This window comes from Mesorhizobium sp. M1E.F.Ca.ET.045.02.1.1, assembly GCF_003952485.1.
Classification (GTDB): Bacteria; Pseudomonadota; Alphaproteobacteria; order Rhizobiales; family Rhizobiaceae; genus Mesorhizobium.
In genome coordinates, this window is record NZ_CP034447.1 from 3,271,326 (window position 1) to 3,295,678 (window position 24,353).

Sequence of the window (24,353 nt, forward strand, 5' to 3'; positions counted from 1 at the left end):
GCCTCTATCCATGAACCGGCAACCACACGCCAATTCACGCGAGCAGATCGTCGCCAGCGCCATCCAGGATGTAGTCGGCGAGCTGCGCCTGATCGAGGTCGCCGACTATATCGCCTTCATCCGGCTGGAGCATTTCGCTTGCCTGTCGGACCTGGTGGACTCGGCCGCGGAACTCTACTTCCAACCGGGCACGCTCAGGCTCGGCCATGGCGGTGAAGCGCATGTCGACTGGAGCGGCAGCCCGCGCATCGTGCTCGATCTGGAGCTTCGGCCGCGCGGCGTCACCGTCTACTTCCAGCTCACGCTGACCGAGCACGGGGCGTCCGTGGTCGTCAACTACGTGTCTTTCGAGAAGCCGGGCGAGACGCCGGAGCACAACACCGCCCTGCTGGAGGGCGCGATCGAGCAGGCCAGCATCCGGAAGACCGAGCCGCTCGCCTATCCTTGACGACAATTTGGGGCGTGTGGACGCTTGGCCTGAGCGAGCTACTCGATCAGGCCAAGCCGCAGCGCCTTGGCCACCGCCTGGTTGCGGTTGACCGCGTTGAGCTTCTGCGTCGATTGGGTGAGGTACTGGTTGGCGGTGTGCACCGACAGTTTCAGAAGCTTCGCAATTTCTTCGCTGGTGTTGCCGTTGGCGGTCAGCTTCAGGCATTCGAGCTCGCGCTTGGAGATCGCGCGCGTCCTGCCGGTTTCGCCCGGACGGATCCGGGCGACCGCCGCGAACAGCGCAAAGCAGCGCGCGTGGATTTCACAGAGCGTGTCGTCCGACAGCGTGATGTCGGACCCAAGGAAGACGACCAGCCCGCACTGGCCGCGATCCGCATGCACCGGAAAGGCGATGCCGTTGGTGCCGGGCGCGAGCGGCGCGGTCGGCTCGGCCCATGCCAGGCTCTCAAGGGGCTGCCGCGAGCCGGCGATGCCGTCATCCGCCCACCAGCGCGGCGTCGTCGAGATGCGGCTGTGGCGCACCATATCCTCGCCGCTGGCGCCCGAGATGAATTTGGTCGTGAGGGCGGTCGACGGATAGTCGGAATCGAAGCAGGCGACCAGGCGGGCGCGCTCCAGCGAAGGGCTGACGAAGAACAGTCCGAAACCGGAAGCGTTGATGTCGACGGCGATCCAGCGGCAGCGGCGCACGGCATCCGGGATGGTGACCGCCTGATGCGTTTCCGATCCAAGCGAGAACGCGCCGAACGGATTGCGCTGGTCGTTGAAAAGGGCGGCTGCGGTCTCTCTGATCTGCGCGTGTTTCAAATGATGCCGCTCCTGATCGCGGTCGCAATCGCCATCGCACGGTTGCTGGCCGCGAATTTCTGGATGGCATGCGTGATGTAGCTGTTGACGGTGTTCGACGAGACGCCAAGGATGAGCGCCACCTCGTCGGTGGTCTTGCCTTCCGACACCCAGAACAGGCATTCGCGCTCGCGGTCCGACAGAGGGTCCTGCATGGCGGCAGCGGCAATCAGTTGCGGGATGCAGGACAGCGCGTAGCAGCATTTCAGCTGCGCCTTCATCAGCGCAGGCAGATCGATCTTGCCGGCCTCCGCGGCCGAGAACAGCACGAAAAGACGCTGGCGGCCGACATTGAGCCTCAGCGAATAGATTTCGGCGTGGCCGAGCACGTCGAGCAGCCTGGCTTCCTCACTGGTCAGCAACGCGCCGGCGTCGGGGGCATGCGCCGCGACCAGCGGCTTGGGGCGCATGCCGGGTGCGGCGGTCAGCGGTCCCAGCGCAAGATTGGCGATCAGCCTTTTGCCGATCAGCTCTATGGCGTCGAAAATCCAGTTCGACGACACGATGCGGGCGTCGTTGCGGTCCTGGTCGTGCACGATGGCGACAAGCATGTAGCTGTCGGCGCCGATGTCGGCGGCAAGCTGCATGAAGAAACTGGTGAGATCGCCGCGGGACGTCAGGTGCGAGCCTGAGGCGTCGGGTTGGAGAGGCGCGGCGGGACTGCTCATCTTGATATTCTGGCCGGAATCGATCCCTGTGCCCGGTGCTGGCAAAAGCCGGCGGCCGGACCCGAAACGCATCACGTTGACGAAAACACACTCAAGGGCACGCACAGCGCCCAACCGAGCCGAATCCTTTTAGGGAACGCGCAGCCGTCCGCGTCTGGTGCCGGCCGGATGCCGGAACTGGAGACTTTGGGTGGTAGCCGCGCCCCCCGTGGACCGGCTGATTCGGGTCTAATCTACCTGCAGATGAATCCGACATCAAACGCGATTTGACAAAATCGAATCTGATGGACTCGTGTTGCGACTCAGAAGCCTCGCTTCGCGTTGCCTGGCGGCGATTTCCGGCCTGAATTGAGCCGACGATTTCGGGCGGAATCGCTAAAAAAATGCGCCCTCGGCCATCTCCGAGGGCGCATGTCCTTTCGATCAGCGCGGCTTAATGATCCTCGAAGCCGGTCAGCACGCCGACGGCGTTGATGCCGATCTCTTCCACCGCGTAGCCTCCTTCCATGACGAACAGCGTCGGCAGGCCGAGCTTGGCGATGCGGCGGCCGATCTTGGGATAGTCCTCGCTCTTCAGCTTGAACTGGCTGATCGGATCCTTCTCGAACGTATCGACGCCGAGCGACACCACGACGACGTCGGGGGTGTAGGCGGCAAGCCTGGCGCAGGCATCTTCCAACGATGCGTTCCAGCCGTCCCAATTGGTGCCGAAGGGCATCGGATAGTTGATGTTGAAACCTTCGCCTTCGCCCTCGCCGCGCTCGTCGGCATGGCCGAGGAAGAAGGGGTACTCGACCATCGGATCGCCATGCAGGTTGAGCACCTGGATGTCGCCGCGGCGGTAGAAGATTTCCTGCGTGCCATTGCCGTGGTGATAGTCGACATCGAGGATGGAGACACGGCTTGCGCCCTGGTCGCGGAACCATTGCGCGACGACCGCGGCATTGTTGATGAAGCAGTAGCCTCCCATGAAGGCGGCGCCCGCGTGATGGCCTGGCGGACGGCAGAGCGCGAAGGCGGTCCGCTCGCCGCCCTTGACCAGGGCGGCCGCCGTCAGCGCGACGTCATAGGACGACTTGATCGCCGCCCAGGTGCCTTCGACGAAGGTGGCGCCGGCATCGAAGGAATATAGCCGAGCAAGGCGTCGATGCGCTTCGGCGGCACGTCGCCGCGCAACCCGCGCGTCGGCCAGGTGAAGCCCATGGCCGAACCCTTGAAGCCGGCGGCGACCCATTCCGGCCACACGGTCGGCAGGAAGTCGACGTAGTGCGCTTCATGCACCCGCTTGGCCGCGGCGAGGTCGTGCTCGACCGGCCCGACGATCGGCCCAAGCTTCTCGCTTTCCACCCGCGCCTTGATGAATTCGGCCCGCGACGGCTTCTCGAAACCCGGCACGATTGCCGAGGTGACCAGTTCCATCTGGTCAGCGTGACCGGCATGAAGCGGCGAATAGACAGTCTTCATAGGAATTCCCCTGGAGCGCGAAATCAGTTGGAAGTGTGAAATCAGTCGAGGTTGAGATAGGGGTTCACGAGAGCCAGCCACATGGCTTCCACATCGTCCTCGATGAGGTCGAATGTCTTGCGATCTCTCTTCAGCCCCACAAGCCTGCAGGCGTGTCCGACCTCCATCATCACCAGGCCCAACCGCTTGGCGATCTTTTCTTCAAGGGCCGGGTTCACATGTTGCAACCAGGCTGCGTAGAGGGCGATGATCTGCTTGTCATATTCGTCCTGGATCGGCCTGAGGTCGGCGTTGCCGGATATGGCTTCGATCACCGGCATCAGCGTGACGTTGTCCAGATAGAGCCTGGATGTGTCGATGAAGAGTTTGCGCACTTCGCGCCGAAACTCGTCGCGGTTGGTCGGCCGGGGGACGTTGATACGCTTCCGGATGACCTCGGGAAAAGACGACAGCCAGCGCCGGGCCAGGTCCAGAAGAATGGCTTCCTTGTTGGGAAAGTACTGATAGACCGAGCCGACCGAGAGGCCCGCGCGTTGCGCGATGGCCAGCGTCGTCGGCGCCCTGGTTCCCTGCTCACGCGTCAGGATCAGCGCCGCGTCGAGAATCCTGTCGACCACCTTGCTTGACCGTTTTTGCCGCGGCTGCTTGCGCGGTTCGAGCGCTATCCTGGTCTTGCGGTCGAGACTGCGCTTCACTTTCCGATGCCCTCGTTCACCGACCGGCCTCAGCACAGGCGCGGGGTGCTGTCCACTATACATTCCAAATTCCGGCTGTTGACAAACGCGAATAAACAGTCGCATTCTTTATCTACGCTGTCTTCCACGATAACAAGGGGAATTTCGAAGACGGCGCATCGGCATCGACTTTCGTCCCACGGCGCCGCCTCAGTGGAGCGGCAGCTCACTGGACTTGGCGCTGTCGGTCCCTCAGCAAAATGTGGAGTCGCGATGTCGGTTGCGGATGGTGGTGCGGATCTGATGGTCGTCAACGGTCGTGTGCTGACCATGGACGATGACAATCCCGCCGCTGAGGCTATTGCCGTCAAGGACGGCGTCATCGTCGCCATCGGCAGCCGAGCCTCGATCGAAACGCTCAAAGGGCAGGCCACCAAGGTCATCGACGCCCAGGGCGGCTCCGTCCTGCCTGGCTTCATCGAAGCGCATATGCATCTGTTCGGCGGCGCGGCCGAGCTCGACAACCTGCATCTGGCGGGCGTGCATGGCTTCGACGCGCTGCGCGAAGCGATTCAGGGCTTCGCAGCGAAGCGTCCGAACGCCAGGCTGCTGATCGGCGCCGGCGTCGATTATGCGATCCTGTCCGAACCGGTGACGCGTCATCATCTCGACCGCATCATCCCCGACCGGCCCTTCGCCATGTCGGCTTCCGACCACCACACGATGTGGGCAAACACCAAGGCGCTGAAAGAGGCGGGCCTGCTGCACGGCAAGCAGGTAGGACAGGGCAACGAGATCGTCATGGGCGCTGACGGTCTCGCCGCCGGCGAGTTGCGCGAGGGCGAGGCGTTCGGACCGATCCTCGAGCATTTCGGAGCAAATCGGACACGGCTGGGACTGACCGGCGAGGAGCCGGATCCCTATCCGTCGGCCGAGGAGCTGGCCGCCGATCGCAACCTGATGCACCGAGGGCTTCAGTGGTGCGCCCAGCACGGCATCACCTCGATCCAGAATATGGACGGCAACCTCTACCAGCTCGAGCTGCTTGCCGGCCTGGAAGAAGAGGGGCGGTTGCTGTGCCGCACAAAGATCCCATTCCACTTCAAGAATTTCATGTCGCTGGACATGCTCGAAAAAGCCTCGCGCATGGCTGCGACCTATAATTCCGAATGGCTGTCATCCGGCATGGTCAAGCTCTTCTATGACGGCGTGCTGGACTCCTGGACCGCGGTGATGGTCGACGATTATGCCGACCGGCCGGGCTGGCGCGGCGAGCCGCTTTTTTCGCCCGAACATTTCGCCGAGGTGGCGGTCGAGGCCGACAGGCGCGGCCTGCAGGTCGCCGTGCACTCGATCGGCGACGGCGCGGTGCGGGCCGTGCTCGACGGCTACCAGGCGGCGCTCAAGAAGAACGGCAGGCGCGACAGCCGCCACCGCATCGAGCATATCGAAGTCACCACGCCTTCCGACGTGCCGCGCTTCGCCGAGCTCGGTGTGCTCGCGTCGATGCAGCCGCCGCATCCACCGGGCGCCATGAATTTCCCGCTGGAGCCGACGATCTCGCGCATCGGTCGCGATAAGTGGCCGCTGAGCTATGCCTGGCGCACGCTGAAAGACGCCGGCGCGCGGGTCGTCTTCGCCTCCGACTGGCCGGTCTCGCCGGTTGACCCGATCCTGGGCATCCAGGCGGCAGTGATGCGCAAACCTTGGGCAGAAGGTCTGCCGGATCAGAGTTTCTCGCTCCATGAATCGATTGCCGGCTATACGGTCGAGGGCGCCTATGCCGAGTTCATGGAACACTGCAAGGGTCGTCTGAAGACCGGGTACCTCGCCGATATCGTCGTCTTGTCGGCCGATATCGAGGCGACGGCGCCCGAAGCGCTGCACACCGTTCGGCCCGTCACCACCATTTGTGGTGGAAGGGTCACTTACCAAGCCTGAGGACAGCCAGACCCGAGGGTGGCATGGAGATTGCCTTTAAAAGTCGAGTGACAGCTCCGCAGTTGCCAAGCCAGTCGGCTTATGGTGACAATCAAACAGGAACAAACCTGCCGCCAAGAGCAGGCTCTCTCAATGGGGAAATCGTGCCGGAACAACCGGGTAAGAACGCGATCGAAGTTCGCGGTGTACGCAAAGTATTTGGAACCGGTGAAAACCAGGTAGCCGCTCTCGACACGGTGTCGGTGTCGATCCGCGAGAACGAGTTTTTCACCCTGCTCGGCCCGTCCGGATGCGGAAAGACGACGCTGCTGAGACTGATTGCCGGCTTCGATTTCCCAACCGCCGGCGAAATCCTGCTGCACGGCCAGGACATCGCGCCGCTGCCGCCATTCAAGCGCCCGGTCAACACCGTCTTCCAGAGCTACGCGCTGTTCCCGCATATGACGGTGGCTGAGAATATCGGCTTCGGGCTGGAGATGCTCGGCAAGCCGAAGGCGGAGATCGAAGCGCGCGTCGCCCAGATGCTAAAGCTGGTCAAGATGGAGGCGTTGAAGGCGCGCCGCACCAGCCAGATCTCCGGTGGCCAGCAGCAGCGCGTCGCGCTCGCCCGGGCGCTGGCGCCGCAGCCGAAAGTGCTGCTGCTCGACGAGCCGCTCTCGGCGCTCGACTACAAGCTGCGCAAGGAAATGCAGATCGAGTTGAAGCGTCTGCAGCACGAGACCGGCATCACCTTCATCTTCGTCACCCACGACCAGGAAGAAGCGCTGACCATGTCCGACCGCATCGCGGTCATGTCGGCCGGCAAGATCCTGCAGGTCGGGACGCCGCGCGATATCTACGACCGGCCGGCGGAGCGCTTCGTCGCCGACTTCATCGGCGAGACGAATTTCCTGGCCGGCACGGTGGTATCGAAGAAGCCCGGCGTGGCGACGGTCAAATTCGCGCGCAGTGCCACGATCGCCGCCGGTTATCCGGAAGGCTTCGATCCGACGGGCGAAGTGACGCTGGTGGTGCGTCCCGAGCATGCCGACCTGGTGCCGGACCCGGCCAAGGGCACGATCGCCGGAACCCTCTCCAACATCGTTTATTTCGGCACCGACACGCATTATCACGTGAAGCTCGATGGTGGCGAAAACTTCATCGTGCGCCACCAGAACAGCCGTTCGAGCCCGGTGACCTACGAGAAGGGCGCCAAAGTCGGCATCCAGTTCGAGGAGGACGCAGCCCGCGTCCTGAAAGACTGATGACGACAGCCACGCTCTCCCCAACCATGCCTTCCAAGGCCGCGTTGTTCGAGGCCCAGGCGGTGAAAGCCGGCGCGCGGCGCAACAGGCTGCTGTCGCTACCGGCGCTGATCATCATCGGCATTTTCGGCGTGCTGCCGCTCCTTATCATCTGCGTCTATTCGTTCCTTGTCGCGGCGCCCTATGGTGGCGTGCAGTGGCAGTTCTCGACCGACGCCTATCTGAACTTCCTGTTCCAGCGCGACATCTTCGACGACACGCTGCAATTCACGCCGGACTTCCTGATCATCTACCTGCGCTCGTTCCTGTTCGCGGTGGTGACGACAGTCATCTGCCTGCTGCTCGGCTTCCCGACCGCCTATTTCATGGCCACCCGCCCGCCGGCGCAGCGCAACTGGTGGGTGCTTCTTATCACCATTCCGTTCTGGTCGAACCTCCTGGTGCGTACGCTGGCGATCATGTTCATCATCCGCGACGAGGGCCTGATCAACAACGCGCTGATGGCATTGGGCGTGATCGATAAGCCGATCACCATGCTCTACACCAATTTCGCCATCCAGCTCGGCCTGCTCTACGCCTTCCTGCCGTTCATGGTGCTGCCGCTCTATTCGAGCCTGGAGAAGCTCGACTTCCGGCTGATCGAGGCGGCCTACGATCTCTACGCGACGCGCCGCCAGGTGCTGTGGCGGGTGATCATTCCGCTTTCCAAGCCCGGCATCATCGCCGGCTGCCTGCTGGTCTTCATCCCGGCGCTCGGTGCCTATGTGACGCCGCTGATCCTGGGCGGCGGTGTCCACCTGATGATCGGTGACCTGATTGCCCAGCAATTCGGTTCCGGGCGCAACTGGCCGCTCGGCTGCGCGCAGGCGCTGATCCTGATGGCCGCGGTGCTGGTGGCGCTCTACTTCTACGTCCGCAACACGTCGGGGAAGGTGCAGCATGGCTGAACCGCGCACCATCGACATCAAGGACCAGCCGGGCTTCCGCTCGATCGCCATCATCTGCCTGCTGGTGCTCTACATCCCGGTGCTCATCCTGATGATCTTCTCGCTGAACAGCGGCTCGCTGGTCACGCATTGGGAAGGCGTCACGCTCGGCTGGTACGGCAGCGCGCTGCGCAACGCGGAGTTCCACAACGCGGCCCGCAACACGCTGATCATTTCGGTCACCGCTACGATCGTCTCGACCATCTGCGCGACGCTTGCAGCGATCGGGATGACCAGAGTGAAGCCGTGGCGCGGGCTGGCGGCGGCCTTCATGGTGATCAACCTGCCGCTGATGGTGCCGGAGATCATCACGGCGGTGGCGACGCTCTCCTTCTTCGCGCTGATCGCCGGCACGTTCGGGCTGAATTTCGGCATCGGCAATTTGATCCTTGCCCATACCGTGTTCTGCATCCCCTTCGCCTATATGCCGATCCGGGCGCGGCTCGAGGACATGGACCTGACGCTGGAATATGCGGCGGCGGACCTCTACGCGACGCCGTGGAACGCCTTCAAGCGCATCACGCTGCCGCTGCTGGTGCCCGGCATCATGTCGGGCGCCGCGCTCGCTTTCATCGTCTCCTTCGACGATTTCACCATCACGCAGCTCGTCGCCGGTCCCGGCCAGACGACGCTGCCTCTCTACATCTGGAACCAGATTCGGCGGCCGATGACGCCGGAGATCAACGCCATCTCCACAATCCTGCTTCTGGTGTCGATCCTGTTCGTCTCGATCTCGTTCCTGATAGCGCGGCGACGCGCCAAATGACCCGTGAACTCCAACACAACAATGGGAAGGCAAGGAGAACATAAAATGTCTGGAAAACTGATGGCGGCCGTTTCCGCGGCCGTGCTGTTATGGGCCGTGCCCGCGCTCGCCGACGGCGAACTGCACATCTACAACTGGGGCGACTATACCAACCCCAAGCTGATCGAGAAGTTCGAGAAGCAATACAACATCAAGGTGACGCTGGACGACTATGATTCCAACGAAACCATGCTGTCCAAGGTGCGCGCCGGCAATTCCGGCTACGACATCGTGGTGCCGTCCGACTACACCGTGAAGATCATGATCGAAGAGGGCCTGCTCGAAAAGACCGAGCCCAACGCGATGCCGAACGGCAAGAACATCGATCCACGCTTCGTCGACATCTATTGGGACAAGGGCCGCCACTACACCGCGCCATGGCAGTTCGGCACGACGACATTCGCCGTCAATATGGACAAGTTCAAGGGCGACATCGACACGCTGGCGATCCTGTTCAATCCGCCGGATGAGCTGAAGGGCCAGATCAACGTGCTCGACGACGTCAACACCGTCATGCACGCGGCCGAACGCTATGCCGGCGTGCCGCGCTGTGGCGCCGACAAGGCCAATTTGAAGAAGATCAACGACATCCTGACGGCTGCCAAGCCGTCGTGGAAGACCTTCAGCTACGACACCATCACCAAGATCACCTCGGGCGACGTGGTCGTGACCGAGCAGTGGAATGGCGCAGCCTACCGCTCGCGCCAGAAGATCCCGGCGATCAAATATGCCTATCCGAAGGAAGGCATTGAGGGCTGGATGGATAATGTCGCGGTGCTGAAGGGCGCCAAGAACCTCGAGAACGCCAAGCTGTTCCAGGACTTCGTCATGGCGCCTGAGAATGCGGCGCTGATCTCCGAGTTCGCCGGCTACGACAACGGCATTGCCGGCAGCCACAAATTCCTGCCGGCGGAGTTCGCCAACTCGCCGGAGATCAGTCCGCCGGCCGGTTCGGCGACGCCGGAATTCGTGCCGCCGTGTCCGCCGGAGGTGGTGGAGATCTACAACAAGATCTGGACGAACCTGCGCAAATAGCTCCGCCGCAAAGCATGAAGGAGGGGAGGCTCCGGCCTCCCTTTCTTGTGTCCAGGGAGGAAATCCTGACGTCCTATCGCAACTCCGATCCGCGGCCGCCGATCATGCAGGGGTCGCCGCCGGCCATGGTGGTGCCAAAGCTCGACTGGGACCGGCCGCCCTGGAACCGCTGGGCTTTCCAGCATATCCGCGAGTTCCTGCCGACCGTGGAGGTCTGGCGCGGCCATGGCCATCGCCGTCGTCTCGAGCGTGCCGAGGTCGATCTCGACGGCCTGGCGGTGGCGGATGGCGAAGGCCGCCCAACGACGCTCGCCGGACTGCTCGACGAGACCTATACCGACGGCTTCCTGGTGCTGAAGGACGGCAGGGTTGCCTATGAGCACTACTTCAACGGCATGGACGAGCGCACGCCGCATCTGTCGCAGTCGATGGCGAAATCCGTCACCGGTTCTGTCTTCGGCATCCTGGTCGGGCGCGGTCTGATCGATCCGGCCAAATTGGTCACCGACTATCTTCCAGAGCTCGGTGAGACGGCCTGGGCTGGCGCCACCGTGCAGCACGTGCTCGACATGACGACGGGCGTGCGCTTCTCCGAGGAGTATACCGATCGCTATTCCGAGATCGGCCAGGTCGATGTCGCCAGCGGCTGGAAACCGGTGCCGCCGGGCAGCGATCCCGATTTCCATTGGCCATCGCATCTGTTCGAACTGATCCTGCGGCTGAAGGACAAGGTGCGCTCGCACGGCGAGGCCCTCGAATACCGCTCGATCGAAACCGACGTGCTCGCCTTCATCATGGAGCGGGTGAGCGGCAGGCGGCTGGCGCAGCTCGTCTCGGAAGAGCTCTGGCAAAAGCTCGGCGCCGACGAGAGCGCCTGCTTCACCGTCGACAGCGCCGGCTATGCGCTGGCCGACGGTGGCTTCAACGCGACGCTGCGCGACTACGGCCGCTTTGGTCAGCTCATCCTCGACAATGGCGGCGGGGTCATTCCGGCCGATTGGATCGCGGCGACGCGGACGGGCAGGCACGGACCGAATTTCAATCCGAGCCTTCCGGACGGCAGCTACCGCAACCAGTTCTGGATCGAGGATTCGCGCTCGCGCTCGCTGATGTGTCGCGGTGTGTTCGGGCAGTTGATCCACATCGACTGGGACAACAGGATGGTCGTGGTGAAGCTTTCGACCTATCCGGATTTCACCAACATCGCCTATTCGGTGGCGACGCTGAAGGCCGTGCACGCCATCGCCGCGGCTCTCGCCTGAAAATCAGAGACAAAAGTACCGGGAGACAATCGTGGCCGGCAAGACTGCGTTCGAGACCAGATACGGCTTTGCCCGCAAGGACGTGCGGCTCGACAACTGGCGGCTGAGGCCGTTCAGCCAATGGTCGTTCCAGAATGTCGGCGAACTCGTCCCGTCGGTGCATGTTGCCGCCGCGCCCGGCGGCGAGGAGCAGGCAAAGCCTCTCGGTGCGCTGCTCGAAGAAAAGGTCAAGCTCGCTGGCGGCGCCGAAACCGTCGAAGCCTTCCTCAGGCGTTCCGACACCGACGGGCTGTCGATCATGAAGGGCGGCAGGCTGATCGGCGACTGGGCGGCGCCGCATATGGCGTTCGGCCAGCGCCACATCGTCTTTTCGATCAGCAAATCGGTGACGGCCATCCTCGCCGGCATACTGGAAGACGAGGGGGTGTTCGACTTTGAAGCGCCGGTGACTGAGTACATTCCCGAAGCCAAGCGCTCGGCCTATGGCGATGCCAGCGTGCGCAATGTGCTCGACATGACGGTCAGCCTCGATTTCGAGGAAGCCTATCTCGATCCGGAAAGCGCCTTCGCCCGATACCGCCGCGCGACGCTGTGGAATCCCGGCGGCGGCTCGGAAAGCCTTGCGGCATTCCTGCTGACGCTGCAGCGCCTCGCCGAGCCGCACGGGCAGACCTACCGCTACCGCTCCCCCAATTCGGATACGCTGGGCATTCTTGTCGAGCGGGCATCCGGCAAACGCGTCAGCGACCTGTTAGCCGAGAAATTGTGGCTGCCGCTCGGCGCTGCGAGCGAGATGTCCGTCACCGTCGACATGGAAGGCACGGCGCGCACCGCCGGCGGCATGTCGATGACGCCGCGCGATCTTGCCCGCATCGGCGAGATGATGCGGCAGGGCGGCATGGCCAATGGCCGGCGCATCGTGCCTGAGGCCTGGGTGCGCGACACGGTTGCCACCGGCGGCAGCCATGAAGCCTGGCAGCGCGGCACGATGGCGTTCCTCTTCCCCGAAGGGCGCTATCGCAACAAATGGTACCAGATGGGCAAGGCAAGCGGCGCCTTCTGCGGCATCGGCATCCACGGCCAATGGATTTACGTCGACCCCAAGACGGAAGTGGTCATCGCCAAGATGTCGTCGCAGCCGGAGCCGGTGGATGACAAGCTTGACGTCGATATCGTAGCGTTTTTCGAGACACTGAGCGGCATGGTTTGAGGGGCTTATCGAGCCGACTGTCTATGTCGGCTCCGCCCCTCATCCGCCTGCCGGCACCTTCTCCCCGTATAGTGACGGGGAGAAGGAGGACGGCCACAGCCTCGGCGCCCTTCTTGCAACGCTGGCGACTGGCGAAACCGTCGATGAGAGCACCCCTCTCCCCGTCACCATACGGGGAGAGGGGTGCCGGCAGGCAGGTGAGGGGCGGCGCCCACGTTAGACCGCTTTCCTGTGGACCTTTCCGCCGGCCGAAACCAACCCGGTTGGCGCAGCCGGCATCCCGGCCTATGGTCGCCGCTCTTTCGACAGGGACCAGCATGGCATCGGACATCACGCGCATCGCAGCAATCATCGCGGCCGAGATCGGTTCGCGGCCGGAGCAGGCCGCGGCGGCGATCGGGCTTCTCGACGAAGGCGCTACGGTGCCGTTCGTGGCGCGTTACCGCAAGGAAGTCACCGGCGGGCTCGACGACACGCAGTTGCGCGATCTTTCCGAGCGGCTTGCCTATCTGCGCGAGCTCGATGCGCGTCGCGAGACGATACTCGGCTCGATCCGTGAGCAGGGCAAGCTGACCGAGGATCTGGAAGCCAAGATCGCGGCGGCAAGCACCAAGGCCGAGCTCGAGGACATCTACCTGCCCTATAAGCCGAAGCGCCGGACCAAGGCCGAGATCGCCAAGGAACGCGGGCTCGGGCCGCTGGCCGAAGCGATCCTGGCCGACCGTTCAGCGGTGCCGACCGAGCTCGCGCTCGCCTATGTCACCGAAGAAGTGCCCGAGGCGAAGGCGGCGCTCGAAGGCGCGCGCGACATCCTGTCGGAGCAGTTCGCCGAGAATGCCGATCTGGTCGGCAAGCTGCGCGCCTACATGAAGGAACGCGCTTTCCTGCGCGCCAGGGTCGTCGACGGCAAGCAGGAAGCCGGCGCGAAATTTTCGGACTATTTCGACCATGTCGAGCGTTGGGCCGGTGTGCCCAGCCACCGCGCCTTGGCCATGCTGCGCGGCCGCAACGAGGAAGTGCTGTCGCTCGACATCGAGGTCGATGTCGATGATCAATCGCCGGTGAAGCCGGTTGAGCGCATGATCGCCAACGCCTATGCGATCGGCGCGAGCTTGCCGGGCGATCGCTGGCTGATGGAGGTCGCCGGCTGGACCTGGCGGATAAAACTGTCGCTGCACCTGACGCTCGACCTGATGCGCGACCTGCGCGAGCGCGCCGAGGAAGAGGCGATCCACGTCTTCGCCCGCAACCTCAAGGATTTGCTGCTTGCAGCCCCCGCCGGTTCGCGGCCGACCATGGGGCTCGATCCCGGCATCCGCACCGGCGTCAAGGTGGCGGTGGTCGACGGCACGGGCAAGCTGGTGGCGACAACGACGGTCTATCCGTTCCCGCCGAGGAACGATGTGCGCGGCACCCAAGTCGAACTCGCCGCGCTTATCCGCCTGCACAAGGTGGAGCTGATCTCGATCGGCAACGGCACCGGCAGCCGCGAGACCGAGAAGCTGGTGGCCGACATGCTGTCGGATCTGCCGGCCGGTGCCGGGCCGAAGCCGCTCAAGGTGATCGTCAGCGAGGCGGGTGCCTCGGTCTATTCGGCTTCCGCGACGGCAGCGGCAGAGTTCCCGGGCCTGGACGTGTCGCTGCGTGGCGCGGTGTCGATCGCGAGGCGCCTGCAGGACCCGCTCGCCGAGCTGGTCAAGATCGAGCCGAAGTCGATCGGCGTCGGCCAGTACCAGCACGATGTCGACCAGTACCGGCTTGGCCGCTCGCTGGAAGCGGTGGTGGAGGACGCGGTCAACGCCGTCGGCGTCGACCTCAACACGGCGTCCGCGCCGCTGCTCGCGCGCGTTTCAGGGTTGGGGCCGTCGCTCGCGGAAGCAATCGTGGCGCATCGCGACGCCAGCGGTGCTTTCGGAACACGACGCGACTTGCTCAAGGTTGCACGGCTCGGGCCGCGCGCGTTCGAGCAGTGCGCCGGCTTCCTGCGCATCCCGAACGGCGTGGAGCCGCTCGATGCTTCCTCGGTGCACCCGGAAGCCTATGGCGTGGCGAAAAGGATAGTCGCTGCCTGCGGACGCGACGTGCGCTCGCTGATGGGCGACAGCGCGGCACTCAAGGCGCTCGACCCGCGCGTCTTCGTCGACGAACGCTTCGGTCTGCCGACCGTGCGCGACATCATCGCCGAGCTGGAAAAGCCTGGACGCGACCCGCGTCCCGGCTTCAAGACGGCGACCTTTGCCGAGGGTGTCGACGACATCAAGGACCTGAAGCCCGGCATGCTGCTCGAAGGCACCGTCACCAATGTCGCGGCCTTCGGCGCCTTCGTCGACATCGGCGTCCACCAGGACGGACTGGTGCATGTCTCGCAACTGGCCGACCGCTTCATCAAGGATGCGCATGAGGTGGTGAAGGCGGGCGACGTGGTGAAGGTTCGCGTCGTCGACGTCGACATCAAGCGCAAGCGCATCGGGCTTTCGATGCGCAAGGATGGCGGCGAGGGCGCTCCCCGCGGCGGCCAGCGAGATCAGGGGGGCAAGCCCGCGCCGCGCTCTCCGGCTCCGCATCGGCAACAGGAGCGGCCGGCGCAGGGCGCGTTTGGCGCGGCGCTCGCCGAGGCGATGAAGCGCAAATAGCTACCAGGCCAGAACAGCCGGTTCCTTCTCGACCTGGCCCAGCAGCCAATCGCGAAAGCTGGCGACGGGGGCATGGCCGCGCTTGTCGTGCGGCACGACGAGGTAATAGGCGCTGCGGCTCTGCATCGGTTGGCCGGGCGCCGGGACCAACTGGCCGCGCTGCAACTCGCCGGCAATCAGGATTTCCGGCAGCAGCGCGACGCCAAGACCTGCCATGCAGGCCTGGGCGACGGTGCCGAACTGCTCGAACTGCATGCCGGGGCCGGTCGGCGCGTCGAGCCCCTGATGCTCGAACCATTCGCTCCAGGCGCCGGGGCGCGTCGCCATATGCAGCAGCGGCAGGCGGCCGATATCGGCTGGCGTCTCGACCTTGCGCTCTGCGAGGAATTCAGGTGCTGCGACCGGAACGACGGTCTCGCGCATCAGAAGCGTGCAGTCCGCGTCCGGCCAGTCGGGCATGCCGTGATGGATCGCGGCGTCGAGCCGCTCGCGGGCAAAGTCGAAGCGGCCGATGCGCGTGGCGAAGTTGATGGTGATATCGGGATGGCGGGCGACGAAATCCGGGATCAGCGGCATCAGCCAGCGTGTGCCGAAGGTCGGCAGGATGGCGAGGTTAAGAGCGCCGCTATGCCGATTGCTCATCAATCCGAGCGCCGCATCCCGCAACTGGCCGAGCGCGGAGCGCACCGTTTCGGCATAGATCTCGCCCGCTGCCGACAGCCTGACATTGCGGCTGTCGCGCTCGAACAGCCGGCGTCCGAACTGCTCCTCCAACAGGTTGATCTGCCGGCTAATGGCACCCTGGGTCAGATCGAGCTCGCGGGCGGCGGCGGTGAAGGAGCCGAGACGCGCCACCGCCTCGAAGGCGGCAAGGGCGGCGGTGTTCGGCAGGAGACGGCGCTGGACGTTCATGATCTATTACTAACGCTCATTGATCCGTCATGCAATTTCGTTTGATTTTTTCCGTGCGGAGGCGGATAAGCCGGGCACCTCAAAAATACTGCCGGGAGAGCGGGCCATGGCCGCCGAGAAGAACGCCTTCGTGTGGAACGATCCTTTCCTGATCGAGGACCAGCTTTCCGAGGACGAGCGCATGGTGCGCGACGGCGCGGCTGCGTTCGCCGCCGACAAGCTCGCGCCCCGCATCGAGGAAGCCTATCTCGACGAGAAGACTGATCCCTCGATTTTCCGCGAGATGGGCGAGGCTGGCCTGCTCGGCATCACCATCCCGGAGGAATATGGCGGGCTCGGCGCGAACTACGTGACCTACGGGCTGGTGGCGCGCGAGGTCGAGCGCATCGATTCCGGCTACCGCTCGATGATGAGCGTGCAGTCGTCGCTGGTCATGTATCCGATCCATGCCTATGGCTCGGAAGAGCAGCGCAGGAAATACCTGCCGAAGCTCGCCTCCGGCGAATGGATCGGCTGCTTCGGCCTGACCGAGCCGGACGCCGGATCGGATCCGGGCGGCATGAAGACGCGCGCCGAGAAGACGGCGAACGGCTACAGGCTTTCCGGCTCCAAAATGTGGATCTCCAACGCGCCGATCGCCGACGTCTTCGTCGTCTGGGCGAAATCGGCAGTGCATGACAACCAGATCCGCGGCTTCGTGCTGGAAAAGGGCCTGAAAGGGCTGTCGGCGCCGAAGATCGGCGGCAAACTGTCGCTGCGGGCCTCGATCACCGGCGAGGTGGTGATGGAAGGCGTCGAGGTCGGCGAGGAGGCGCTGCTGCCCAATGTAGCGGGCCTGAAAGGTCCGTTCGGTTGCCTCAATCGGGCGCGTTACGGCATTTCCTGGGGCGCCATGGGCGCTGCAGAGGATTGCTGGCACCGGGCGCGCCAGTACGGTCTCGACCGCAAGCAGTTCGGCAAGCCGCTCGCCGGCACGCAGCTCTTCCAGAAGAAGCTCGCCGACATGCAGACCGAGATCGCGCTTGGCCTGCAGGGCAGCTTGCGCGTCGGCCGGCTGATGGACGAAGGCAAGATGGCGCCGGAGATGATCTCGATCGTCAAGCGCAACAATTGCGGCAAGGCGCTCGACATCGCCCGCCACGCCCGCGACATGCATGGCGGCAACGGTATCCAGATCGGCTACCACGTCATGCGCCATGCGCAGAACCTGGAGACGGTGAACACCTATGAGGGCACGCATGACGTGCATGCGCTGATCCTCGGAAGGGCGCAGACGGGTATTCAAGCGTTTTTCTAAGCCGGCAATGCTGCTTAAATTAGGTGCAGCGCAACATCTCTGCTTGGAGAATGCCCAGGACTTGTGTCAGGGTTCGGCGATTGAAACGCCGTTCCCCGGGGCACCATGGCAATACTGGCAGCCGTCCACCACCTGACCCATTACAAATACGATCGGCCGGTGGTGCTCGGCCCCCAGGTGATCAGGCTGCAGCCGGCGCCGCATTCCCGCACCAAGGTGCTCAGCCACTCTTTGAAGGTCGAGCCGAAGAACCACTTCGTCAACCTGCAGCAGGACCCCTACGGCAACTTCCTCGCCCGCTTCGTCTTTCCGGAGCCGGTGAACGAGCTGAAGATCGAAGTCGACCTCGTCGCCGACATGACGGTCTACAACCCGTTCGATTTCTTCGTCGAACCCTCGGCCGAAACCTTTCCCTTCGACTATCCGGAAGAGATCAGCGAAGACCTTGCCATCTACCGGACGCCGGAGCCGGTGGGACCGCTCTTGTCGAAGTTCCTGGAGAGCATCGACCGCAGGCCGACAAACACCGTCAATTTCCTCGTCGACCTCAATGCGCGGCTGCAGCGCGAGATCGCCTATATCGTGCGCATGGAGACCGGCGTCTACTCGCCGGAGGAGACACTGGCCGCGGGCAAAGGCTCGTGCCGGGATTCGAGTTGGCTGCTGGTGCAGATCCTGCGCAACCTCGGCGTCGCCGCGCGCTTCGTCTCCGGTTACCTGATCCAGCTCAAGCCCGATCTCGTTTCGCTCGACGGACCGCCCGGAACCTCGGTCGACTTCACCGACCTGCATGCTTGGTGCGAGGTCTATATTCCGGGCGCCGGCTGGATCGGCTTCGATCCGACCTCCGGCCTGCTTACCGGCGAAAGCCATGTGCCGCTTGCCGCTACGCCGCATTTCCGCAACGCCGCGCCGATCTCCGGCATGGCGAGCTTCGCCAATGTCGATTTCAACTTCGACATGCGCGTCGACCGCATTGCCGAGCATCCGCGCATCACCAAGCCGTTCTCCGACGAAAGCTGGGAAGCGCTCGATGCGCTGGGCAACAAGGTCGATGCCATTTTGCACGAGCAGGACGTACGGCTCACCATGGGCGGCGAGCCGACCTTCGTGTCGATCGACGATTTCGAGTCCGCCGAATGGAACACGGCCGCCGTCGGTCCGACCAAGCGCGACAAGGCGGATCAGCTCATCCGACGACTGCGCGAGCGCTTCGCGCCGGGCGGCTTCCTGCATTACGGCCAGGGCAAATGGTATCCGGGCGAGAGCTTGCCGCGCTGGACCTTTTCGCTCTACTGGCGCGCCGATGGCGAGCCGGTGTGGCGCGACCCCTCGCTGATCGCGCAGGAAAAGAGCACGGTCTCTGTCGGGCCTGAGCAGGCCGAAAGCTTGCTCACGGCGATCGCCGGCGAACTCGGCCTCGACAAGGCGATGGTCAGCGAGGCCTATGAGGATCCGGCCGAATGGCTGCTCAAGGAAGGCAAGCTGCCGGACAATGTCGATCCTTCCAATTCGAAGTTGGAGGATCCGGAAGAGCGCAGCCGCATGGCGCGCGTCTTCGAGCGCGGCCTGACCAAGCCGTCGGGCTATGTTCTGCCGGTGCAGCGTTGGAACAGCCAGGCCGCGGGGCAGCGCTGGCGCTCGGAGAAATGGAAGACACGGCGCGGGCGGCTGTTCCTTGTCCCTGGCGACTCTCCGGTCGGCTATCGTCTGCCGCTCGGCACGCTGCCCTACGTGCCGCCGGCGCAGTTTCCTTACATCGTGCCGGTCGACCCCTCTGTGCCGCGCGGCGCCTTGCCTGCGCGCGAGGCGATCTTGCCGGAAACCGCTCCGGTTGAGCCTGAAGGCGCCGACGAAATGGCCCGTCGTCAGCAGGCGGTATCCTTCACGGCAGCGACTGGCCAGCAGGACCGCGTCGAGCAGGAGATCACAGAGATCGGCGGCGCGGTGCGAACGGCCCTCACCGTCGAGCCGCGGGACGGCCGGCTCTGCGTGTTCATGCCGCCGGTCGAGGCGCTGGAGGATTATCTTGAACTGGTGGCCGCGGCCGAGAATGCGGCGAAGGCGGTTGGGCTGCCGGTGCATATCGAAGGCTACGGCCCGCCCCACGATCCGCGCCTCAACGTCATCCGCGTTGCGCCGGACCCAGGCGTCATAGAGGTCAACATCCATCCGGCCGCCAACTGGCAGGAATGCGTTGCCACGACCACGGCGATCTACGAGGAAGCCCGGCAGTCGCGGCTTGGGACCGACAAGTTCATGATCGACGGCCGCCATACCGGCACCGGCGGCGGCAACCATGTTGTGGTCGGCGGCGCGACGCCCAACGACAGCCCGTTCCTGCGCCGGCCGGACCTGTTGAAGAGCCTGGTGCTGCAATGGCAGCGGCATCCGTCGCTGTCCTATCTGTTTTCCGGCCTGTTCATCGGCCCGACCAGCCAGGCGCCGCGCTTCGACGAGGCGCGGCACGATTCGCTCTATGAGCTCGAGATCGCGCTGGCGCAGGTGCCGCATCCGGACAAGGGAGAGGCGCCCTTGCCGTGGCTGGTCGACCGGCTGTTCCGCAATCTGCTCACCGATGTCACGGGCAACACGCATCGCTCGGAAATCTGCATCGACAAGCTGTTCTCGCCGGATGGCCCGACCGGCCGGCTCGGGCTGGTCGAGTTCCGCGGCTTCGAGATGCCGCCCAATGCGCGCATGTCGCTTGCCCAGCAGTTGCTGGTCCGCGCCATCATCGCCCGCGCCTGGAAGAATCCGTTCGACGGCCGCTTCGCGCGCTGGGGCACCTCGCTGCATGACCGGTTCATGCTGCCGCATTATGTCTGGGCGGATTTCCTCGATGTTCTTGAAGACTTGAAGCTCAACGGCTTCGACTTTCGCCCCGAATGGTTCGCCGCGCAGCTCGAATTCCGCTTTCCGTTCTGCGGCGAAGTGCAGCATGCCGGCATCAAGCTGGAGCTGAGGCAGGCGCTGGAGCCCTGGCACGTGATGGGCGAGCAGGGCGCGATCGGTGGCACCGTCCGCTTCGTCGACTCGTCCGTCGAGCGGCTGCAGGTGAGGACCGAAGGACTGAACCCTGAGCGCCATGCCATCGTCTGCAACGGCCGCATCGTGCCGATGAAGGTCACCGACAGCAGGGAGATCGCGGTGGCGGGTGTGCGCTTCAAGGCCTGGCAGCCGGCCTCCGGCCTGCATCCGGCCTTGCCGGTCAACACGCCGCTGATCTTCGACATCTATGATCGCTGGTCGGGCCGCTCGATCGGCGGCTGCGTCTACCATGTCGCGCATCCGGGCGGCCGCAACTACGACACCTTTCCGGTCAACGGCAACGAGGCCGAGGCGCGGCGGCTTGCCCGCTTCGAGCCGCGCGGCCACACACCGGGCAGCTACGTGCTCGAAGCCGAAGAAGCCTCTGAAGACTTCCCCATGACCCTTGACCTCAGGCGGCCGGCGAGACTCTGATCCACCATGGCCAAGGGGAATCAGAAACGGGCGGGCGGCAGGCCGCGGGCGCAGGGCCTGCTGGAGCGCTACCGTCCGATCGACGGTGTCGTCGACGAGATGGTCGACGCATCAGGCAATCCGCGCCCGGCCTGGCGTTCCTTCATCGAAGCGCTCGATGAACTGGGGGCTGAGACGCTCGGACAGCGATTTGCCCGCGCCGACCAGTATCTGCGCGACGCGGGCGTCTACTACCGCGTCTACGACAAGGCCGGCGCCAACGAACGCGAATGGCCGCTGGCGCATGTCCCTCTGCTAATCGACGAGAAGGAATGGGCCGAAATCAGCGCCGGGCTCGTCCAGCGCGCCGACCTGTTCGAGGCGATCCTGACCGACGTCTACGGTCCGAACCGGCTGGTCGAGAAGGGCATCCTGCCGGCCGGGTTGATCGCGGCCAGCCCCGAATATCTGCGCCCGGTCGTCGGCGTCCGGCCGGCCAGCGGCCATTTCCTGCATATGGTCGCTTTCGAGCTTGGCCGCGGACCGGACGGCCGCTGGTGGGTGCTGGGCGACCGCACCCAGGCGCCGTCGGGCGCCGGCTTCGCGCTGGAGAACCGCGTCGCCACCACGCGTGCGCTGTCCGACATCTATGGCGAAATGCATGTGCACCGTCTTGCCGGCTTCTTCCGCCGCTTCCGCGACGCTCTGAACGGCATGGCAAGGGAGTCCGGCGGACGCGTCGCCATCCTGACGCCAGGACCGCTCAACGAGACCTATTACGAGCACGCCTATATCGCGCGCTATCTCGGCATCATGCTGCTCGAGGGCGAGGACCTGACCGTCTCCGGCGGCCGCCTGATGGTTCGCACCGTTTCGGGCCTGATGCCGATCGGCGTTTTGTGGCGGCGGCTCGATGCGGCCTTCGCCGATCCGCTCGAGCTCAACCCGGACTCGCAGATCGGCACGCCGGGCCTGGTCGAGGCGATCCGCCGCGGCACGGTCTCGGCCGTCAACGCGCTGGGTTCGGGCCTGATGGAAACGCGGGCGTTGCTTTCCTTCCTGCCCAGGATCGCCCAGGAACTGCGTGGCGAGGATCTCTCCCTGCCGAGCATCGCCACGTGGTGGTGCGGGCAGCAGACCGAACGCGACCATGTGCTTGCCAACATCGACCGCATGGTGATTGGCCCGGCGCTGTCGACGCGGCTCGCCTTTGAAGACGATGGCGCGACGCGGCTGGGCTTGGCGCTTTCGTCAGGGGAGCGGGCGGAACTGATCGCGCGGATCGAGACGGACGGTGCCGGCTTTGTCGGCCAGGAAGCCGTTACGCTTTCGACGACGCCGGTCTTTGCCGGCAGCCGGCTGGAGCCGCGGCCCGCCAGCCTGCGGGTCTATCTGGCGCGCACCCAAGAAGGCTGGACCGTCATGCCTGGAGGCTTTGCGCGCGTCGGCTTCTCGCTCGACCCGACGGCAATCGCCATGCAGCGCGGTGGCCAGGCCGCCGATGTCTGGGTGGTCAGCGACAGGCCGGTCGAACGCGAGACGCTGCTGCCGCAGGAGACCGACGGTTTCACCCGGACCATGCCCGGCAGCCTACCAAGCCGCGCGGCGGAGAACCTGACCTGGCTCGGCCGCTATATCGAGCGCTCGGAAGACACGGTGCGCGTGCTGCGCGCCTATCATGTCAGGCTGGCGGAGACGTCCGATCCCGATATGCCGCTGCTCGCCGATATCAGGGACTATCTCGAGCCGTTCGGCATCGAGGTCGAATCGGCGATCCCGCTTGGCCTGATCGGCACGTTGGACAGCGCCGTCTACAGCGCCGGACAGATCCGCGACCGCTTCTCGCCGGACGGCTGGCTGGCGCTGAAGGATCTGTCGAAGACGATCCATAGATTCGCCGGAACGGTGGCGCCTGGCGACGACGCGACGCGCGCGATGACCGTCATGCTGCGCAAGCTTGCGGGCTTCTCGGGCCTGCTGCACGAGAACATGTACCGGTTCACCGGCTGGCGATTCCTGGAGATCGGCCGCCGGCTGGAGCGCGGCATCCAGATCGCCCGGACGCTCGCCCGACTGACTGGAAACGGCGCGCCGGACGGCGCGCTCGACATGATGCTGGAGATCGGCGACAGCGTGATGACCCACCGCCGGCAATATCCGGTGCAGGCCGGCCGGCGCACGGTGATCGACCTCCTGGCGCTCGATCCGCTCAATCCGCGCTCCATCCTGTTCCAGCTCGAGCGGCTGAAGGCCGAGATCGGCATGCTGCCTTCGGTCGGCGGCGAGGGGCATATGTCGCCCGCGGCGAAGGAAATCCTACAGCTCAACACGGCGACCGCTGTGATGGAACCGTCGGACATGACCGCCAGGGTGCTAGACGAGCTCGCCAACCAGATCGGTGATCTCTACAACAGCCTCGCCAAGGCCTATTTCGGTTAGATGCTTTACGACATCAGGCTTCATCTGCATTACGAATACGCCTCCGCCGCCGGCGGCGGCCGGCACCAGGTGCGCGTCTTGCCGCAGACGATCGCCGGCGTGCAGCGGGTGATCGCCGCGTCATTGTCTTTTCAGCCGATGCCGTCCGAACGGGCGGATTTTTCCGATTTCTTCGGCAACAACGTCACCTCGATCGCCTTTCGCGAGGCGCATGAGGAACTCGACATCAGGATGAGCGCGCGGGTGTCGGTCTCGCGGCCGGAACCAGGGCTGGACGTTTCGCCCGACATCCACGGTTTGAGGGCGGAACTGGATGCCGTGCGCTCGCTGTCCCCTGCCGCGCCGCATCATTTCCTCGCCGCCAGCGACTATGCCGGCCTCGATGCGGCGATCACCGCCTATGCGCGGGAGAGTCTCTCTGGCTCCACGGTCGGCACCGCGGTCGATCTCTGCAACCGCATCCATCGCGATTTCACCTATGACGGCAAGGCGACCACCGTGCAGACCCGGGGCAGCGACGCTTTCGCGCTCAAACGCGGGGTGTGCCAGGACTTTTCGCACATCATGATTGCCGGCCTGCGCGGCCTGGGCATTCCCGCCGGCTATGTCAGCGGCTTCCTGCGCACCATTCCGCCGAAAGGAAAACCGAGGCTCGAGGGCGCCGACGCCATGCATGCCTGGGTAAAGGTCTGGTGCGGCCGCGATGCCGGCTGGCAGGAATTCGATCCAACCAACGGCATGCGGGCGAGCAACGACCATATCACGGTCGGGCACGGCCGCGACTATTCCGACGTGGCGCCGATCGTCGGCGTCTTGAAGACCACCGGCGGCCAGGTCGGCGAGCAGGCGGTCGACGTCATTCCGGTCGCCGCCTGAAGCCGCGCGAGCGGCATCGATCGCGCGGGCTGCTTCTCAACTCGCGACGCGACGCCGGGTCTCGATCTATCATAGCCAGTTGCAAAGCGCCTGATGGCTGGCGGGCCGGGGTTGGCGTCGCTCCGCAATGTGGAACCAGCCGCCTGTCGCGCGGCTTATCTACGGAC

At 64.6% G+C, this 24,353-nt stretch carries 17 protein-coding genes and 1 pseudogene; 13 read left to right on the top strand and 5 right to left on the bottom strand.

Annotated elements, in window-relative coordinates:
* Window positions 1-10 precede the first annotated feature (10 nt).
* A complete protein-coding gene (locus tag EJ070_RS15825; RefSeq protein WP_126092208.1) occupies window positions 11-448 on the top strand; it encodes a hypothetical protein in 438 nt (145 codons plus the stop codon).
* 38 nt (window positions 449-486) lie between these two features.
* Here the strand turns inward: EJ070_RS15825 and EJ070_RS15830 are convergent, their stop codons facing one another.
* The 4 genes and pseudogenes from EJ070_RS15830 to EJ070_RS15845 form a co-directional block, all read right to left on the bottom strand.
* Window positions 487-1,257, bottom strand: coding sequence for a helix-turn-helix transcriptional regulator (locus EJ070_RS15830; protein WP_126092209.1), 771 nt, complete (start codon window positions 1,255-1,257; stop codon window positions 487-489).
* Complete coding sequence (locus EJ070_RS15835) at window positions 1,254-1,964, bottom strand: helix-turn-helix transcriptional regulator (RefSeq protein WP_126092210.1); 711 nt, start codon at window positions 1,962-1,964, stop codon at window positions 1,254-1,256. Before EJ070_RS15835 ends, EJ070_RS15830 begins: the two co-directional genes overlap by 4 nt.
* 433 nt (window positions 1,965-2,397) lie before the next feature.
* A pseudogene (locus EJ070_RS15840) lies at window positions 2,398-3,428 on the bottom strand (histone deacetylase family protein).
* A gap of 41 nt (window positions 3,429-3,469) precedes the next feature.
* Window positions 3,470-4,123, bottom strand: a complete 654-nt coding sequence (locus EJ070_RS15845; RefSeq protein WP_126092211.1) for a TetR/AcrR family transcriptional regulator — start codon at window positions 4,121-4,123, stop codon at window positions 3,470-3,472.
* 252 nt (window positions 4,124-4,375) lie between these two features.
* On the opposite strand from EJ070_RS15845, the gene EJ070_RS15850 reads away from it, so the two are divergent.
* From EJ070_RS15850 to EJ070_RS15890, 8 genes are all read left to right on the top strand, one after another.
* On the top strand, window positions 4,376-6,043 hold the full coding sequence (locus EJ070_RS15850) for an amidohydrolase (RefSeq protein WP_126092212.1): 1,668 nt from the start codon (window positions 4,376-4,378) through the stop codon (window positions 6,041-6,043).
* 143 nt (window positions 6,044-6,186) lie between these two features.
* The gene (locus EJ070_RS15855; RefSeq protein ID WP_126092213.1) at window positions 6,187-7,287 is read left to right on the top strand and encodes an ABC transporter ATP-binding protein; all 1,101 of its coding nucleotides are present in this window, start codon (window positions 6,187-6,189) and stop codon (window positions 7,285-7,287) included.
* Window positions 7,287-8,234 (top strand): ABC transporter permease, encoded by a 948-nt coding sequence (locus EJ070_RS15860; RefSeq protein ID WP_245464892.1) that lies wholly within the window; start codon window positions 7,287-7,289, stop codon window positions 8,232-8,234. The genes EJ070_RS15855 and EJ070_RS15860 overlap by 1 nt, the downstream gene beginning before the upstream one ends.
* Window positions 8,227-9,039, top strand: coding sequence for an ABC transporter permease (locus EJ070_RS15865; protein ID WP_126092214.1), 813 nt, complete (start codon window positions 8,227-8,229; stop codon window positions 9,037-9,039). The genes EJ070_RS15860 and EJ070_RS15865 overlap by 8 nt, the downstream gene beginning before the upstream one ends.
* Before the next feature lie 45 nt (window positions 9,040-9,084).
* Entirely contained in the window at window positions 9,085-10,113 is a 1,029-nt protein-coding gene (locus tag EJ070_RS15870; protein ID WP_189350543.1) for an extracellular solute-binding protein, read from the top strand.
* Between the two features lie 65 nt (window positions 10,114-10,178).
* Window positions 10,179-11,375 carry a serine hydrolase gene (locus EJ070_RS15875; RefSeq protein WP_126095777.1) on the top strand — a complete coding sequence of 399 codons (1,197 nt, stop codon included), beginning with the start codon at window positions 10,179-10,181 and terminating at the stop codon, window positions 11,373-11,375.
* A 31-nt stretch (window positions 11,376-11,406) separates the two neighbouring features.
* Window positions 11,407-12,585: a serine hydrolase gene (locus tag EJ070_RS15880; RefSeq protein WP_126092215.1), complete on the top strand. Its 1,179-nt coding sequence runs from the start codon at window positions 11,407-11,409 to the stop codon at window positions 12,583-12,585.
* 317 nt (window positions 12,586-12,902) lie between these two features.
* Window positions 12,903-15,218: a Tex family protein gene (locus EJ070_RS15890; protein WP_126092216.1), complete on the top strand. Its 2,316-nt coding sequence runs from the start codon at window positions 12,903-12,905 to the stop codon at window positions 15,216-15,218.
* Here the strand turns inward: EJ070_RS15890 and EJ070_RS15895 are convergent, their stop codons facing one another.
* Entirely contained in the window at window positions 15,219-16,130 is a 912-nt protein-coding gene (locus EJ070_RS15895) for a LysR family transcriptional regulator (RefSeq protein WP_126092217.1), read from the bottom strand.
* Between the two features lie 106 nt (window positions 16,131-16,236).
* Here EJ070_RS15895 and EJ070_RS15900 point away from each other — a divergent pair, with 106 nt between their 5' ends.
* The 4 genes from EJ070_RS15900 (at window position 16,237) to EJ070_RS15915 (ending at window position 24,186) form a co-directional block, all read left to right on the top strand.
* Complete coding sequence (locus tag EJ070_RS15900; RefSeq protein WP_126092218.1) at window positions 16,237-17,427, top strand: acyl-CoA dehydrogenase; 1,191 nt, start codon at window positions 16,237-16,239, stop codon at window positions 17,425-17,427.
* Between the two features lie 105 nt (window positions 17,428-17,532).
* On the top strand, window positions 17,533-20,892 hold the full coding sequence (locus EJ070_RS15905) for a transglutaminase family protein (protein WP_126092219.1): 3,360 nt from the start codon (window positions 17,533-17,535) through the stop codon (window positions 20,890-20,892).
* 6 nt (window positions 20,893-20,898) lie between these two features.
* Entirely contained in the window at window positions 20,899-23,310 is a 2,412-nt protein-coding gene (locus EJ070_RS15910; RefSeq protein ID WP_126092220.1) for a circularly permuted type 2 ATP-grasp protein, read from the top strand.
* On the top strand, window positions 23,311-24,186 hold the full coding sequence (locus EJ070_RS15915) for a transglutaminase family protein (RefSeq protein WP_126092221.1): 876 nt from the start codon (window positions 23,311-23,313) through the stop codon (window positions 24,184-24,186).
* Window positions 24,187-24,353: the final 167 nt, after the last annotated feature.

Bases quoted from the DNA above. Each gene is read 5' to 3' on its own strand.
- EJ070_RS15825 (WP_126092208.1), top strand. From the start codon at position 11: ATGAACCGGCAACCACACGCCAATTCACGCGAGCAGATCGTCGCCAGC.
- EJ070_RS15835 (WP_126092210.1), bottom strand. From the start codon at position 1,964: ATGAGCAGTCCCGCCGCGCCTCTCCAACCCGACGCCTCAGGCTCGCAC.
- EJ070_RS15850 (WP_126092212.1), top strand. From the start codon at position 4,376: ATGTCGGTTGCGGATGGTGGTGCGGATCTGATGGTCGTCAACGGTCGT.
- EJ070_RS15860 (WP_245464892.1), top strand. From the start codon at position 7,287: ATGACGACAGCCACGCTCTCCCCAACCATGCCTTCCAAGGCCGCGTTG.
- EJ070_RS15865 (WP_126092214.1), top strand. From the start codon at position 8,227: ATGGCTGAACCGCGCACCATCGACATCAAGGACCAGCCGGGCTTCCGC.
- EJ070_RS15870 (WP_189350543.1), top strand. From the start codon at position 9,085: ATGTCTGGAAAACTGATGGCGGCCGTTTCCGCGGCCGTGCTGTTATGG.
- EJ070_RS15890 (WP_126092216.1), top strand. From the start codon at position 12,903: ATGGCATCGGACATCACGCGCATCGCAGCAATCATCGCGGCCGAGATC.
- EJ070_RS15895 (WP_126092217.1), bottom strand. From the start codon at position 16,130: ATGAACGTCCAGCGCCGTCTCCTGCCGAACACCGCCGCCCTTGCCGCC.
- EJ070_RS15900 (WP_126092218.1), top strand. From the start codon at position 16,237: ATGGCCGCCGAGAAGAACGCCTTCGTGTGGAACGATCCTTTCCTGATC.
- EJ070_RS15905 (WP_126092219.1), top strand. From the start codon at position 17,533: ATGGCAATACTGGCAGCCGTCCACCACCTGACCCATTACAAATACGAT.
- EJ070_RS15910 (WP_126092220.1), top strand. From the start codon at position 20,899: ATGGCCAAGGGGAATCAGAAACGGGCGGGCGGCAGGCCGCGGGCGCAG.
- EJ070_RS15915 (WP_126092221.1), top strand. From the start codon at position 23,311: ATGCTTTACGACATCAGGCTTCATCTGCATTACGAATACGCCTCCGCC.